General features: G+C 65.9%; 13 protein-coding genes. 5 read left to right on the forward strand and 8 right to left on the reverse strand.

Going from position 1 to position 15,215, the window contains the following annotated elements; genetic code table 11:
- Position 1: 1 nt before the first annotated feature.
- The 3 genes from G6N55_RS03620 to G6N55_RS03630 all read left to right on the forward strand — a co-directional run bounded on the left by G6N55_RS03620 (position 2) and on the right by G6N55_RS03630 (position 4,185).
- A complete protein-coding gene (locus G6N55_RS03620; RefSeq protein ID WP_085225251.1) occupies positions 2–1,237 on the forward strand; it encodes a M24 family metallopeptidase in 1,236 nt (411 codons plus the stop codon).
- A complete protein-coding gene (locus G6N55_RS03625; RefSeq protein WP_085225249.1) occupies positions 1,227–2,342 on the forward strand; it encodes a M24 family metallopeptidase in 1,116 nt (371 codons plus the stop codon). The genes G6N55_RS03620 and G6N55_RS03625 overlap by 11 nt, the downstream gene beginning before the upstream one ends.
- Before the next feature lie 481 nt (positions 2,343–2,823).
- A complete protein-coding gene (locus tag G6N55_RS03630; RefSeq protein WP_085225247.1) occupies positions 2,824–4,185 on the forward strand; it encodes an HNH endonuclease signature motif containing protein in 1,362 nt (453 codons plus the stop codon).
- On the opposite strand, the gene G6N55_RS03635 is transcribed toward G6N55_RS03630, so the two are convergent.
- The 7 genes from G6N55_RS03635 to G6N55_RS03665 form a co-directional block, all read right to left on the reverse strand.
- On the reverse strand, positions 4,182–5,468 hold the full coding sequence (locus G6N55_RS03635) for a hypothetical protein (protein ID WP_085225245.1): 1,287 nt from the start codon (positions 5,466–5,468) through the stop codon (positions 4,182–4,184). The two genes, G6N55_RS03630 and G6N55_RS03635, sit on opposite strands and share 4 nt — an antisense overlap.
- A 4-nt stretch (positions 5,469–5,472) precedes the next feature.
- The gene (locus G6N55_RS03640) at positions 5,473–6,237 is read right to left on the reverse strand and encodes an SDR family NAD(P)-dependent oxidoreductase (RefSeq protein WP_085225243.1); all 765 of its coding nucleotides are present in this window, start codon (positions 6,235–6,237) and stop codon (positions 5,473–5,475) included.
- A complete protein-coding gene (locus tag G6N55_RS03645; protein WP_085225241.1) occupies positions 6,234–8,585 on the reverse strand; it encodes a CaiB/BaiF CoA transferase family protein in 2,352 nt (783 codons plus the stop codon). The genes G6N55_RS03640 and G6N55_RS03645 overlap by 4 nt, the downstream gene beginning before the upstream one ends.
- Before the next feature lie 14 nt (positions 8,586–8,599).
- Positions 8,600–9,568 (reverse strand): enoyl-CoA hydratase/isomerase family protein, encoded by a 969-nt coding sequence (locus tag G6N55_RS03650; protein ID WP_085225239.1) that lies wholly within the window; start codon positions 9,566–9,568, stop codon positions 8,600–8,602.
- A gap of 34 nt (positions 9,569–9,602) precedes the next feature.
- Positions 9,603–10,439, reverse strand: coding sequence for a mycofactocin-coupled SDR family oxidoreductase (locus G6N55_RS03655; RefSeq protein ID WP_085225238.1), 837 nt, complete (start codon positions 10,437–10,439; stop codon positions 9,603–9,605).
- The gene (locus G6N55_RS03660) at positions 10,439–11,641 is read right to left on the reverse strand and encodes a cytochrome P450 (protein WP_085225236.1); all 1,203 of its coding nucleotides are present in this window, start codon (positions 11,639–11,641) and stop codon (positions 10,439–10,441) included. Before G6N55_RS03660 ends, G6N55_RS03655 begins: the two co-directional genes overlap by 1 nt.
- A gap of 281 nt (positions 11,642–11,922) precedes the next feature.
- Entirely contained in the window at positions 11,923–12,630 is a 708-nt protein-coding gene (locus G6N55_RS03665) for a TetR/AcrR family transcriptional regulator (RefSeq protein WP_085225368.1), read from the reverse strand.
- A gap of 169 nt (positions 12,631–12,799) precedes the next feature.
- Here G6N55_RS03665 and G6N55_RS03670 point away from each other — a divergent pair, with 169 nt between their 5' ends.
- Both G6N55_RS03670 and G6N55_RS03675 read left to right on the forward strand, forming a co-directional pair.
- Positions 12,800–13,369 carry a SecDF P1 head subdomain-containing protein gene (locus G6N55_RS03670; RefSeq protein WP_085225235.1) on the forward strand — a complete coding sequence of 190 codons (570 nt, stop codon included), beginning with the start codon at positions 12,800–12,802 and terminating at the stop codon, positions 13,367–13,369.
- On the forward strand, positions 13,366–14,184 hold the full coding sequence (locus G6N55_RS03675; protein WP_085225233.1) for a sugar phosphate isomerase/epimerase family protein: 819 nt from the start codon (positions 13,366–13,368) through the stop codon (positions 14,182–14,184). The genes G6N55_RS03670 and G6N55_RS03675 overlap by 4 nt, the downstream gene beginning before the upstream one ends.
- Positions 14,185–14,188: 4 nt before the next feature.
- Here the strand turns inward: G6N55_RS03675 and G6N55_RS03680 are convergent, their stop codons facing one another.
- Positions 14,189–15,196: a Gfo/Idh/MocA family protein gene (locus G6N55_RS03680; protein ID WP_372517611.1), complete on the reverse strand. Its 1,008-nt coding sequence runs from the start codon at positions 15,194–15,196 to the stop codon at positions 14,189–14,191.
- Between the last annotated feature and the right edge of the window lie 19 nt (positions 15,197–15,215).

Below are 15,215 nucleotides of genomic sequence, written 5' to 3' on the forward strand. Positions count from 1 at the left end.
CATGACGAACACAATCGCTGCCCGCCGCTCGGTGCTCGACGCTCCCGACGAACCCGACTGGGCCCGGATGCGCACCGAGGTCGGGGCGCGGATACGGTCCGCGATGGCCGAACAGGGCATCGACGCGCTGATCCTGCTGATGAACGGCTCCGTCGGATATGCGACGGGAGCCAGCTGGCCGCTGTTGGACGCGGGCCTCTCGCACGTGGAGCGCCCGGTCGCGGTGGTGCTCGCCGACGACGTGCATCCACACCTGTTCATGCCGCTGCGCAGCGGATCGTCGGCGGAGTCGCCGGTGCCCGACGACCAACTGCACGGCCCCGCTTACCTCGAATTCGACCACGGCGTCGAGGATTTCGCCCGGCAGCTGGCCGGGCTGATCCCGCCGGGAGCGAGCATCGCCGTCGACGAACTCACCGGGGCGATGCGACGCGCGGCACCCAAACTGTTTCCCGCGGGACCGCCGACCGATGCGGCCATCGTGCTCGGCGCGGCGCAATTGGTGAAGACCCGCGACGAGCTGTCCTGTCTGCGCAGGTCGGCCCGCATCACCGAGCAAGCCATTGTCGACGTGCAGCAGGCCCTGGTGCCGGGCGTGCGGCAGATCGATCTTTCGGCCACCTTCGTGCGTCGTGCGTTCGAACTCGGGGCCACCACCAACATGCTGGAGGCCATCTGGCAGGTGATGCCGAGTTCGCGGGAGACCGGGGTGTGGACGACGCACGGCGATCTCGCGCTGCCGCTGCTCCCCACCGACCGGGAACTGGCCGCCGGCGATGTGCTGTGGACCGACATCAGCATCACCTACCACGGATACTGCTCCGACTTCGGCCGCACCTGGATTGTCGGCGAGAAACCGACCCCGCGCCAGCAGGAGCAGTTCCTGCAGTGGCGCACGGTCCTGGACGCCGTGCTCGCGGTGACCAAAGCCGGTGTCACCTCCGGTGATTTGGCGCGTGCGGCGATCGCCGCCAACGGTGGCCGCAAACCGTGGCTGCCGCATTTCTATCTGGGCCACGGCATCGGCACCTACCCCGCCGAAGCGCCGATGATCGGAACGGATCTCGGCGAGGAGTTCGACGACAACTTCGTGTTTCCGCCCGGCATGGTTCTGGTTCTGGAACCCGTGATGTGGGAGGACGGCACCGGAGGCTACCGCAGTGAGGAGATCGTGGTGATCACCGAGGACGGCTACGCGCCGATTACCGACTACCCCTATACGCCCTATGGCGACTGAAATTCTGCCCGACACCCGGGCACTACGAACCGGACGCCGGGAACGCGCACTGGCCCAGATGGACGAGCACGGCCTCGACATCCTGGTGCTCGGCCGCCAGGCCAACATTCGTTATGTGACTGGCGCGCCCCAGCTCTGGATCGCCGGGACGCGGCCGTTCGGTCCGATGTGCGTGCTGGTGCGCGCCACCGGAGACATCTACCTCAACAGCACCGACGACGAGGGGGTCCCCGAGGAGATCGACCACGATCACCTCTACGGGCTGGCCTGGAACCCGATGACGCTCATCGACGTGCTCAAGAAGGTCGACGGCGCCGAGGCGGCGCGCCGGGTCGGAACCGACGCCATCACACCGACTTTCGCCGCTTTGCTGCCCGACGCGTTCCCGAATGCCGAACTCGTGGACGCCGAGCCGGCGATGCGTGCGGCCCGGCGCATCAAGACACCCGACGAGATCGCGGCGATGGACAGCGCGCTGCGCATCGCCGAACACGGATTGGCCACCGCCCTGGGCGAATTGGCGCCGGGCGTATCCGAGCAGACGCTGGCCGGGGTCATGATGGAGGCGATGGCCGCGGGCGGGGTCAGCACGCCGGCCACCCAGGACGCCGCATGGGTGACCTCGCCGGAACGGCCGTGGCATCGCGGTCAGGCGCAGGCCCGGCCGGGCGACCTGGTCGCATTCGCCGCCGGGGCACTGGCCGATGGCTATGTCGCGGAGGTGGGCCGAACGTGGCCCGTCGGCGATGGCGCCGACACCGTGGCGCTGTTCGCACGGTCGAACACGTTGTACGACAAGATGCTTGCCGCCTGCCGTCCCGGTGCGTCCACTAGTGATCTGCTTGCCGCCTACCAGGCCGCCGGCGAGCCGATACCGCCGATGCCGATCGCACACGGGCTGGGATTGGGGTTCGACCCGCCGGTGGTCTCCGAAACCCTGGTTGCCGCGGGCGAACACGACCAGCTCGACGCCGGCATGGTGCTGGCGATTACCGGCTACGTCTGGCAGCAGGGCATCGGCGCGGTGTTCCGCCGCGACACCGTCCTGATCACCGACCGCGGCGTCGACGTGCTGACCACCAGCCCGACGTGGGCCAGCGGCTGAAAGCACCTGCGGCGCTGCGGATTCAGGCGTAAGAGATCTCTGTCGGTAGCCCCGACCGCTTCGGGGTATGAGTCGTTGACCTTCGGGTCTCAGATGATTTCTTGGGCAAGGTTGCCGAGAACTGGCCGTGTCCTCAGGGGCAAACGAATCAACGGACCTCGAGGTATAGGCCCTTAAGTGGTTTCGCGACCAATCTCCCTGCGAACGGCGCAGCGGTCCTCGCCAGCGGGACTGCCCACTCTGCAACCATGGTGCCTCCACTCTTGACGCGTCGATCTGGTGAAACGTTTCGATCAGGTCGGAGGAATACTTGCCGTCAATCGAGCGCCATTGTACGAAGGCGGCCGACTAACCTGGAAGTTCCCTTCTGTGCCGACCAATGTCGGCTGCCCGCAGCGACTTCTGAATTCCCTTGCATCACTTGCGTTTCGCGTGTCACGGGAGGGCATTTTTTGTCGGTGGGTATCGATAAATTTGGGCTGTGAGTATCGATCGCGAGGCTTTGACGGAGGCTTTCGACACCATTGACGCTGCCTTCGACGAACTTGTCTCACACGACTGCGACGCACTCGCGACCCGGGAGCTGATGGCGCTGCTGGAACGGTGCGAGAAGGTGCGCCGCCGGCTGCCGGCGGTCGAACACCCATTCATCAACAATCTCGTGCGGCAAGCGACGCCCCAAGAGATCGGCGGCAAGCTGTCGCATGCGATTGCCGAAGCGACGTTGATCAGCCGTTCCGAAGCGTCTCGGCGCATCCGCGAAGCCGCCGACCTGGGGCCGCGGCACGGGTTGACCGGCGAACCGCTCGCGCCGATGTTGGCGGCCACCGCCGCCGAGCAGCGTCGGGGCACGCTGGGGCCGGGTCAGGTCGCGGCGATCCGTAAGTTGTACCACCAGTTGCCCGGCTGTATCGATGCCGTCACGCGCGAACAGGCTGAAGCCAAATTGGCCATCGAAGGCAGCCGCTTTCGGCCCGAGCAAGTCACGGAGCTGGCCGCCATTTTGGCGGATTGCCTCAACCCCGATGGCACGTACACCGATCAGGATCGTGCACGGCGCCGCGGACTGAGCCTGGGCAACCAAGGTTGCGACGGGATGTCGGAGTTGCGGGGCCGGCTGACCCCCGAGGCCCGCGCCACCGTGGAAGCGGTGTGGGCGAAATTGGGTGCCCCGGGAATGTGCAATCCCGACGACGAAAGCCCCTGTGTGGAAGTCAATCCCAGCGAGCGGTCGATTGAGCGCGACTCCCGCAGCGCGAGCCAACGCCAGCACGACGCGATGAATGCGGCACTCAGAGGATTGCTTGCTTCGGGCGAACTCGGGAAGCACAACGGGCTGCCGGCTTCGATCATCGTCACCACCAGCCTGGCCGAGTTGGAGGCCGCCGCCGGTCGCGGCCTGACCGGTGGTGGCACCATCCTGCCGATGAGCGACGTGATCCGGTTGGCTCGCCATGCCCGCCACTACCTGGCGATCTTCGACAAAGGCAAAGCCTTGGCGCTGTACAGCACCAAACGGCTGGCGTCACCGGCGCAGCGAATAGTCCTGTACGCCAAGGACCGTGGCTGCTCGGCTCCGGGCTGCACGGTACCCGGTTACTACTGCGAGGTTCACCACGTCACCGATTGGGCCACCTGCCACACCACCGATATCGACGACTTGACCCTCGCATGTGGGGCCCAACACCGACTCCTGCAACCCGGGGGCTGGACCACCCGCAAGAACGCTCGGGGTGACACCGAATGGCTCCCGCCCCCGCACTTGGATCGCGGCCAACCGCGCGTCAATACCTTCCACCACCCCGAGAAGCTGCTGCAAGACCGTGACGACGACGCGCCTTAGCTCACGCGTCCCTCCTCGGCCAGGGCCGAGTCCAGCAGATCTCCCACGCGATACCGTTCCCACGCGCTCAGTAGGTTGCACAACATTTGCAGTGGCGCGCGGACACTTTCGTCGTCCCTGATCCGCGGATCCGTGCGGCTGCTGGGCACGGTGTCGAATCGCTTGCGTATCAACGCCGGCACGTCCAACAGCCAGGCGACTCCCATGGCGGCGGCGTACAGCAGCGTGTGACGGCGCAACCGGGCCGCATCGAGTTCCGGGCCGCCATGGCGATGGACTTCGGCGACGAACAGCTGCAGCAGATCGTCGAGATGTACATCCCACAGCTCGGTTTCGGCGCCGGACATCGCACCCCAGATGGCCATGCCCAGATTCATCTGGCTGACGCATCCCCAGTCCATCAGGCCGCAGTGCAACACATCGTCGGCGTCCCGCCAAAACCACGCATTGTCGATGTTGGCGTTCCAATGGCACAACGCGACATAGTCAGCGTCACCGGCCAATTGGCCCGTGACGGCGTGCTCGTGGTGCGCGAGGCGGGACGCATCGTCGCGCAGGCGGGCCAGGAATTGCGGCGAGCGCACATCCGCGGGCAGTAGCCCGGGATGAGTCTCGGCGAATTCGGCAAGCTGGCCAAGTCGTCGTTCCAGTTTCTCGACGGACAGCGGTGCGCGTTCCCCCACCGTCGCGGCCTGCACGTCCAACGGAAAGTCGTCGGCCGGAAGGTGCCCCGATCGATGTGTTCCGGCCAGCCGGGCCAGGGCGGTGAGCAGCGCCCGATAGTGCTCCAGCGGCTCGGGCATTTCGTAGTCGAGGCACTTGTGATATTGACGTTCGATTCCGTTGTCACCGAATCGGATTCGTTCGGTTATCAGTATCCCGGTGCCGCTCTCCCGGTGATAGTCGCCGAACACCACGCCGGGCACCGCGATAGGAAAACCGGGTGCCCGCGACAACGCGGCGAACCGCACCTCCGTCTCCATTTGCGTCTTGCCCCGATCGCGAATGGGGTTGTCGAGGTCGCGGGAGAACTTGACGAACAAGTCGGTATGCAAACCCGCTGTCGCCGTAGCGTATTCGACCGACAGCATGACCTTGCGACCCGTGCTGCCCCCGTGCACCTCGGCGAACTCCGCTATCCCGGTGACCGCGTTGCCGTCGCCGAGCATGCCCGAAGCCCGGAATGCGTCGGTGAGAAAGCGGGCCCCACCCTCACGCAACGACGCGGGGTCGGCGGGAAACGTCAGCTCGGACTCGTCACCGACGACCCACCGCGAAGTCACCTGATTACCAGGTCTGCTCGGCGGCGCGCACCAGCATGTGGTTGACCGCCACCCGACGATCGCGGGTCACCATGAACAGCACCGCGTCGGCGATGTCCTCCGGTCGCAGCTTGACCATGCCGGCCGTCTGCTTTTCGAATGCCTCTCGTGACGAGTCGGCCAGGTGGCTGAAGATTTCGGTATCGACGGTGCCGGGCCCGACCACGCCGACCCGAACCCGCTTGCCCAGTACCTCTTGGCGCAGCCCCTCGCTGAAGGCGTTCACACCGAATTTGGTCAGCGAGTAGACCGCGGTGTTGGGGCGGGCCACCCAGCCGGCGGTCGAGCTGATGGTGACCAGGTCGGCCACGCCGCGCCCGGCGTCGGCGGCGGCCTCGATCAGGTGGGGCAGCGCCGCCCGGGTCGCGTAGAGGACGCCCTGCACATTGACGGACACCATCTGGTCCCAGTCCCGCAATGGCGCCTCGGTGGCGGGCGCCGACTGCATCAGGCCGGCATTGTTCACCAGGATGTCGAGACGCCCCAGCTCGGCGACCGTTTGCCGCACGGCGGCCGCGACCTGCTCGGCGTCGGTGACGTCGGCGGGCACCACCAGCGCCGTGCCGCCTCTTGACTCGACATCGGCTTTCAGGTCGGCCAGCCGGTCGGCCCGGCGCGCCAGCAGGGCGACCGCGGCACCCTCGGCTGCCAGCGCCTTAGCCGTCGCCGCGCCGATCCCGCTGCTGGCACCGGTCACCAGTGCCGCGGTCTGTGTCAGTGTTCCCGTCATAACCCGCCCAACGTAGGTGATGTGGCCAGTATTTCGTGCAGCACGTAGTCGGTGTCCTCGCCCAGGTCGGGCGCGCCCCGCTCGATTCGCGCCGGCCCACGCGTCATCCGCCATGCCGGCCCCAGCACCGGGCGCTGGCCTTCGCGGTGATCCGAGACGAACCGATACAACTCGCGATCCCAGAGTTGCTGATCCCCGATCACGTCAATGGCGTTGGCGCTCTTGGTGGCCGGCACTCCCGCGGCACGCAGACGACGCGCGAGGTCTTCTGCATCGAGATCACGGGTCAGCCGTGCGAGGTCGGCGTCGAGTGCCTCCACCTGCTTGCGACGCTCGCCGAAGGTGGCGTAGCGGGGATCGTCGGCCAGCGCGGGCGCCGCGAACACGTCACAGAGCCGGTGCCATTCGCCGTCATTGGCGACGGCCACACTGATCCAGGAGCCGTCTGCGCAGGGATAGCAGCCGTGCGGGCACATGTCGGGGTGATTGTTGCCGTCGGGTTCGAGGCGCCGTCCGGTGAGACTTTGTTCGAGCAGGCAGTCCCCGATCATCGAGGAGAGGGTTTCGACGGCCGAGATGTCGACGAATTGTCCTGTGCCACTGAGGTCGCGGTGCAGCAGCGCGATCACCGCGGCGTATGCGGCCGCGGCGCCGACCGTGGAGTCGCCGTAGCGCATGCTGGTTCCGAGCGGGGGCCCACCCGGATAGCCGACCAGCGAGGCGAGCCCGGCCAGCGCGGCGAAACACGGTGCGTAGCCGGTCTGGTGGCCCAGCGGCCCGTCGTTGCCCCACATTTTGATCGATACCGAGATGATGTCCGGTTTGATCTCGGTGAGCTCCCGATACCCCAGACCTTGCCGCTCCATCGCACCCGGGCGCAGGTTGTTGATCACGATGTCGCTGCGCGCGATCAGCTCGCGCAGTTGCGCCATGCCCTCGGCCGACTTGATATCGAGGTCCACGCTGAGGATCTCGGGATTGATGCTCAGGAAGAACGGCGCGTGGTTGATGTCGGTGCCGCCGTAAGCGCGCATCTCTTCGGGCAGGGCGGCCGTCTCGACCTTGATCACCTCGGCACCCAGCATCGCCAGCAGCTTGCCGGCGTACGGGCCGGCCCACACCTTGGTGAGCTCGACAACGCGCACGCCCTCCAGCGGCCCGCCGCGCGGGTTCTTCGGTGGTTTCAGCTGTGGTGCGCGCACCGCGGGCGGCGAGTGTGGCGAATCGAGCCGGCTCAGCACCGCCGCGGTGTGCTCACCGAGAGCTGGTGCGGCAGAACAGATCGCCGCGGGCGACGCGCTGAGCAGGTACGGCACCGTGGGGTAGGCCGCATCACCCAGCACGGGATGGCGGACGTTCTGGAAGAAACCGCGGTGCCGATACTGCGGCGAGTGGTGCAGATCGGCGGCCTCGTTGACCGGAACCAGCGGCACGCCCAGGCGCTGGGCTTCGTCGGCTGCCGTCTCCTTGTCCAGATCCACGACCCACGCCGCGAAGCCCTGCTGGAACGCCTTGACCTTGTCGACGGTGACCGAGAACTCGAGCCAGTCGTCGTCGAAGTCGTCGAGCCAAACCGGTTGGCCCATCAGCTTCTTGACGCCGAGCCAGTGCGCACGGCTGGTCATGTACAGGTAGACGAAGCCATCTGCACAGGCGAAGAACGACGCCGGGCCTTGCTGGTCGTAGTCGTCGCGGGTGCCCAGGGCGGGGACCTCCCCGGTGATCAGACGCCCCAGAATGCAATCGGCGCGGGAGACCAGCACGGCATGCCCGGAGATGTCGATGGCCTCACCCCGGCCGGTATGCAGCCGCCCGAACAACGTTGCCGCCACGCAGAGCGCACCTTCGAGTCCGGCCTCGTAGTCGGCCATGAACCGGCCCGGTCCCTGCAACGGCGGCTTGCTCGCATCCGGATGGCTGGGAGTGTGATAACCCCATCCGCTGGCATGGAATACGTTGATGCTCTTCGCGTTTGCGTAGTCGGCCGCGGCATTCTGCCCGAACGGAGTGATCGAGCAGAACACCACGTTCGGGTGCCGGTCCGCCCAGCCCGCCGCGGCGCCGTCGTCGATCACCGCGTCGGCGGTGCCGATGAGCTCGTGCAGACGCTCGGCCGCCGAGGCGGTGTCGAGAACGACGGAATGCTTGTTCGTGTTGAGGTAGGCGAACAGCACGCTCCCGTCGCACCCGTCGTCGAGGATGGGCGCCATAGCCCGAGTTGGGCTACCGCGCCCCGCCGCCTCGACCTTGATGACCTCGGCGCCGAAGTCGGCCAGCAGTTTTCCGCAGTACTCCCCTGCGACCGACCCCGCCAGCTCAACGACTCTGAAACCCGTCAGCGCCGACATGCGAGCTCAGACGGTCAGGGCTTCGCGCGTCCCGAGCGGCTCAGGCGCCACTCCGGCGGGAAGTTCATGTCGTTGTCCTTCACGACGTTGTTCAGGCCCTTTTCGAAGGTGCCGCCGGTGAGGTCGACTTCTTCGGCGTCGTTCTTGATCATCGGCAACATGCCCTCGACCATGCCGGTGAGCAGGCTGCCGAAGTATTCGCCCTTGTGCTGCTTGTAGAGCTCCAGGAAGGTCTTCTGCACCGCGACCGTGTCGGTTGGACGCGACCGCGAGCAGGCCAGCGCGTACTTGAGGGTTTCCGCCTCCAGCTTTTCGCGCGGCACCACGCTGTTGACGAAGCCGCAGTCGTACATCTCCTTGGCGCTGAACGGCCGTCCGGTGAACAGCATTTCGGAGAACTTGCGCAGTCCCATCGTCTCGGCCCACCACCACAGCCGGGGTCCCCAGCCGACGTAGCGAAACGCCGGGTGGCCGAACAGGGCATCGTCGGAGGAGATCACCAGATCGGCGTCGCCGGCCTGGTAGAAGTGCCAGCCGTAGCAGTAGCCCTTGGCCTCGATGATGCTGATCTTGCGGAGCTCTTGCAGCGGACGGTTACCGGCACGTGCCTTGGCGTAGAAGTCGGTGACGGTGGACAGGTAGCGGTACGACCCACCCGGCGGATACTTGACGTCGTCGTCGTTGATCGCGAGCTCGTGATGCAACGGCAAGCCCGGGTTCTCCAGCATCGGACGCTGCTCGGGCAGGTCCCCGCCGCTACCGAAATCCTGTCCCTCGCCCCGGATTACGACGACCTTGACATCGTCGTCCACATTGCACTTGTGGATCAGGTCGGCATAGTTCTGCCGCATCCCCAGGCTGGTGGCGTTCTGCGCGTCGGGACGGTCGAAGGTGATATAGGCGATCCGGTTCTTCTTGTCCTTCTCGAACTTGATGTACTGCTCGGCTTCTTTCTTCAGCTTTTCGTAGTCGTACTCAACCATGACGTTCTCCAAATCTTCGTTGATCTACGGGTTTTTATTTGAGCAAGCTGCCCGCGTCAACGGGAAGCGAAACGCCAGTGACATAACGTGATTCGTCAGAGGCGAAGAACAAGACCGCATTGCTGATATCCACCGGATCTACCCAGGGCACCGGCAAGGTGTGCATCATCTGCGAGATCGGCGCGAAGTCTTCGGGCCCGGGCTCGGCCAGGTCCGGGCGAAAGAGCCGGTAGGTGTTGTCGTTCATCACCATCGTGGTGCTCACCTGAGTCGGAAGCACCGAGTTGACCCGGACCATGTCCTGGCCCAGTTCGACGGCGAAGGCCCGCATCAGCCCGATCACGCCGTGTTTCGCGGCGACGTAGTGGCCGGTGTTCTGGTAGGCCTTCTGTCCGCCGACCGAGCTGGTGAGCACGATCGATCCGCCGCGGCCACCCGAAAGGATGTGCGGTACACCCGCTTTGACGGTGTGCCAGACGCCGCTCAGGTTGATGTCGATCATGTCCTGCCAGACGTTCTCCCGAATCTTGTGCAGCCTGCGGCCATCGGTGCCCACGCCCGCGTTGGCGACGATGATGTCGAGCCGGCCGAGCTGTTCCACACCGCTGTCAACCGCGGCCTTGAGCGCCTCGTAGTCACGGACATCCACCTGGGCGGTCACGATTCGCCGGTCGAGATTTTTGACCAGATCCGCGGTTTCGGCGAGATCCTCGGGAGTCGAATGCGGGTAGGCCAGATTGTCGATCGGCCCGCAGATGTCGATCGCGATGATGTCGGCGCCCTCTTCCGCCAGACGCACCGCATGACTGCGCCCCTGCCCGCGAGCGGCACCGCTGATGAAGGCGACTTTGCCCTCAACCCGGCCGGTCATCAGGGCACCACGGTTGGCAGGGTTTCCCAGCCCCGTACCGACGACGTCGGGCTCAGCGTGGCGTTGGCCAGATCCGGCTCCCACTCCGGGAAGCGCTTGAGGATCTCCTCCAGGGCGACCCGGCCTTCCAGCCTGGCCAGCGCCGAGCCGAGGCAGAAGTGTGCTCCCACACTGAACGTGAGGTGCGGCCGGGGCGGACGATGGATGTTGAATTCGCCTGCGTCGGGGCCGAACTGGCGCTCGTCGCGGCACGCCGCCCCGAGCAGCATCAGCATCACGCTGCCTTCCGGCACCGTCTGGTCATAGAAGCTGACATCGCGCGTCACATAGCGCGCCATGTGCGGCGCGGGCGGCTCGAAGCGCAGCAACTCCTCGATCGCCTGCGGGATGAGCGAGGGGTTGTCGACGAGTTCGCGGCGCTGGTCGGGGTGCTCGGCGAGAACCTTGCCCGCCCAACCGATCAGCCGCGTCGTCGTTTCATTGCCCGCTCCGGCCACCACGTTGAGGTACACGAGAATCTCTTCGCGCGTCAGCCGCCGGGTGACCCCCTTGTCGTCGACGAACTCCACGTTGAGCAGCTCGGTCATGATGTCGTCGGACGGATTGTCGGCGCGCCAGTCGATGTAGGCCTCGAACTGCTCGCCCACCGACAAGCCATGTTCGGCCGCACTCATCGGCTTGCCGGGCTCGGTGCGCAACTGGGCATTACCGCGATCGCGGATGTACTCCTGGTCTTCTTCGGGAATGCCGAGCAGCGCGCTGATGACCTTCATCGGCATGATCGCGCCCAGGTCGGTGACGAAGTCGAACCGGCCGGAGCCCACCAGCGGGTCCAGCGATTGCGCGCAGAACTCGCGGATCATCGGCTCCAGCGCGGCGATCTTGCGGGGGGTGAACATCCGCGACAGCAGCTTGCGGTGCACGTCGTGAATCGGCGGGTCTTCGAAGATCAGCATGCCCGGCGGGATCTCGAGGTTGGCCTTGATCAGCTCCATGATCACGCCGCGGGCGGAGCTGAAGGTTTGGTGGTCGATGATGCCCTTGTTGACATCGGCGAATCGGCTCAACGCGTAGAAATCGTATTCCGAGTTGTAGTACAGCGGCGCCTCGTCACGCAGGCGCGCAAACATCGGATACGGGTCGGCGATCAGCTCGACATCGTACGGATCGAAACGAACATGGCTCTCGGTGCTCGCCGTCACGAAATCCCTCCTAGCACTACCGATTCCGGATGCCGACGCGATCGAAACACCGCTGAAGTTGCCAGTGGATGAGCGCCGGACCCGGTTCGGGCAATTTGTACACTCCGCTTAAATGCGTTTGCTTCGACAAACGCACGGGCTCGGCTGACACGATGCTCGCCGACGGCCCGTGAACGTCGGCTTACTCTATTCTCGTAGAGAACCATATAGCGGATGCTGTGGCAAGACCCAAAAAGCACGAAATGCGGCGCGTCGCACGCCTGACCGGCGGTGTCGGTTCGTCAGCCGGAGGCGGCGGCACGGCGCCCGCCCGCCGGGTGCACCTCGCCGGCCGCGGTGAGCCCGCCCCGATCCGGACTCTTCAGGATGCCGGTGGCGATGGCCGTCAGGATCGCGTCGAGTTGCTCCGGGGTGTCGACCACCCGGTCGCCGTGCGCGGCTCGCATCAACAGACCGTTGATGAAGGTCAGCGTGACATTGCTCAGATCTTCGACCACCGCCGATTCCAGCTCGGCCCCGCGCGGCATCAGTTGCACCAGGATCTCGCGGTGCAACTTGGTGAAGGCGTCGGTGGCCTGCTGCAGAATCGCGGCCATCGCGGGATCCCGCGCCGCCTGCATGGTCAGCTCGTAACGGGCCTTGGTCCAGGACAACTGCGGCTCGGTGCCGGCCTGGATCACCACCTGCGCCAGCAGCGACGGCGTGGGGTTGTCTCCGCTACTGCCGGCGCTGTCCGCGATGGACTGCAGCCGTTCCAGATCCAGCTCGGCCAGTCGTTCGGCGACCGCACGCAGCAGCGCGGAGCGGGTCCGGAAATAGAACGAGGTGGTGCCGTCGGGAACGGCGGCCTTGCGGTCGACCTTGAGATGACTCAGCCCCTTGGCCCCCTCGGCGGCCAACAGCTCGATCGCCGCATCGCACAGATCGCGGCGGCGCTCAGCAGGGTTGGGCTTTCGCCTTTTCGCCGACGCGGACGGGTTTCGAGCCATGAACACAGGCTTTCGTGGCGAGGATCTAAAGTGAATATTCGCTGACGTGCAGCACGACCATACTCTATGTTCGTAGTGTCCGTAAAGCACGCGTCGCTAGTGCAACGGTGTCATCACGATTCGCCCTATTGGACGACAATCGGCGTTCGACCTACTTTGCTTGAATTCGATGCTCGCTACGACGACCGCTCGGCTGACCAGCGCCATCCTGCTCGGCGCGCTGTGTTGTGGCTGCCATCCGGCCCAACACCCGACCGCCACCTCAACCAGCACCGCTGCACCGGCCACCCCGTCCGTGGCGCCGGTGGTCAGGATTGCGCCGCTGCCGGTGCGGCCGGTCGAGAAGTCACAACCGACCACACCCGACAAGTGCCCCGCGACGAATCCGGCCGCCCCGGCACCGTCGAGCGGCGTCCTGGTCACCTGCGACCTCACCCGGACCACACGGTACACCTTGGGACCGGAGATGATGCGGCTCGAGCTGACCCACGTGGACGCCCCCAAGCCGCTGACGGCGGATTTCTACCAAGTGATCCTGACCGTGGACCCGGCCTCGGAGACCGCATGGGCGGGGTTCACTGCGGCACACCCGCACGCCCACATCGCGTTCATCCGCGACGATCTGGTCCTGGAGGCACCGATGATCCAGGAGCAGGTCACGTCCGGGCAGATCGCGCTGACGACCCAAACGGCTGCCGCCGCCACCCAGTTGGCTCAATTGGCGGGCCGACCGGCATGACCGAACTCGCGATCGGCTTTCTCAACGGATTCGGGCTTCCGCCAATAGAATTCGTCGAGCTCGCCGCGGATCTCGGCTGCCGCTACGTCTCGGCCGTGGTGCAGGGCGCCCCCTTGGTACCGCTCGGCTACGCGCCGTTTTCACTCAAGGACGACCCCGCGCTGCGATCCAATGTGCTTGCCGCGATGCGGCACCATGGCGTGGCCGCCTCGCTGGGCGACGGGTTCCTGGTGCTGCCGGACACCGAAACCAGTTCATTCGCAGCGGATCTCGACGTATTGGCCGAGCTCGGCGTACCCCGAATCAACGTCGTCAGCCTCGACCCCGATCTCGGCCGCACCTTCGACCAATTCGCCGCGCTGACCGAGCTGGCCGCTCAGCACCGTATCCAGACCCTCGTCGAACCGGTGCCCGGGCTGACAGTGGGTGACCTGCCCACTGCTCTCGCCGCACGAGAATACATCGGACGAACGGACTTTCGATTGCTGATCGACACCATGCATCTGGTGCGCTCCGGTTCCGGCGCCGCCGATCTCGCGGCCGTCGAGCCCGAACACATCGGCTACGCCCAACTCAACGACACGACGCTGCGGCCGCGATTGGAGAACTACATGGAGGAAGCCATGTTCGAGCGCATGGTTCCCGGCGAGGGTGAACTCCCCCTCGCCGACATCCTGTCCGTGCTGCCCGCCGACATCGTGCTCGAAATCGAAGTGCCGCAACGGTCGTTGGCGTTGGCCGGGGTCAGCCCGATCGATCGGACGCGTCCGTGTGTCGAGGCCGCACGCCGCTTGTTGGCCGAGGTCGGCCGCTAGCCTGTCAGCTCGGTTCGCGAAGCGGCAGGCCGGCGGCGCGATAGATATTGTCGATGACGGTCATGTTCTCGATCGCGTCCTGGGGGGTGGTTTTCACCGGCTCACCGCGCAACACCGCCGCGGCGAACGCGTCGAGCTGGTAGGCGTACGTGGCCCGGCGCGGAAAGCTTTCCACGCGATTGTCGTTCGCGGTCCGGATCGAGAGCCGATGGAACATCTGCGGCAACGCCGGATTGAGCACATGCAACCGGCCGCGTTCGCCGACCACCTTGGCGCTGATATCGACAAGACGTCGCGACCACATCGAGCAGCGCACGCGGCCGGTGTGTCCCGCGGCGAACCGCAGCTCGGCCGTCATCGCCCGGTCGATCTGGGGATCGTGCAGTTTCGCCTGCGCCGAAACGACTTCCGGGGTCGAGCCACCGAACGTGCGGACCATGTTGACCGTATAGCAGCCGGCATCCATCGTCGCGCCGCCGGCCAGCGCGTAGTTGTATCGGATGTCGGAGAATTTCGGCAGCGGGAAGCACAGCGTCGCCTCCACGTGCTTGAGTTTGCCCAGCTCCCCCGAGGCGATGATCTCCTCCACCCGCAGGGTCTGCGGATGGTAGCGATAATGGAAGGCTTCCATCACCACTCGATCCGACTTCGCGGCCAGGTCGGCGATCTCGCGGGCCTCGGCGGCGTTGGCGGTGAACGGCTTTTCACACAGCACGTGTTTGCCGGCGTCCAGGGCGGCTCGGGTCCACTTGCCGTGCAACCCGTTTGGCAGCGGGTTGTAGATCGCGTCGAGATCCGGATCGGCGATCAGCGTGTCGTAGTCATCGTGCACGCGGTCGATGGCGTGCTTCGCGGCGAAGGCGCGGGCACGCGCGCCGTCGCGTGCGGCCACCGCGGCGACCACCACCTCGGCGTTGTCCTTGGCTGGCTTGACGAGCGCCATGGGCGCGATCGCGGCGGCACCCAGGATGCCGATCCGCACTGGGGCTTCGTTTCCGGACACGGAATGCACGCTAGCACTTGGAAACTGC

The organism is Mycobacterium florentinum, from assembly GCF_010730355.1.
Taxonomy (GTDB): Bacteria; Actinomycetota; Actinomycetes; order Mycobacteriales; family Mycobacteriaceae; genus Mycobacterium; species Mycobacterium florentinum.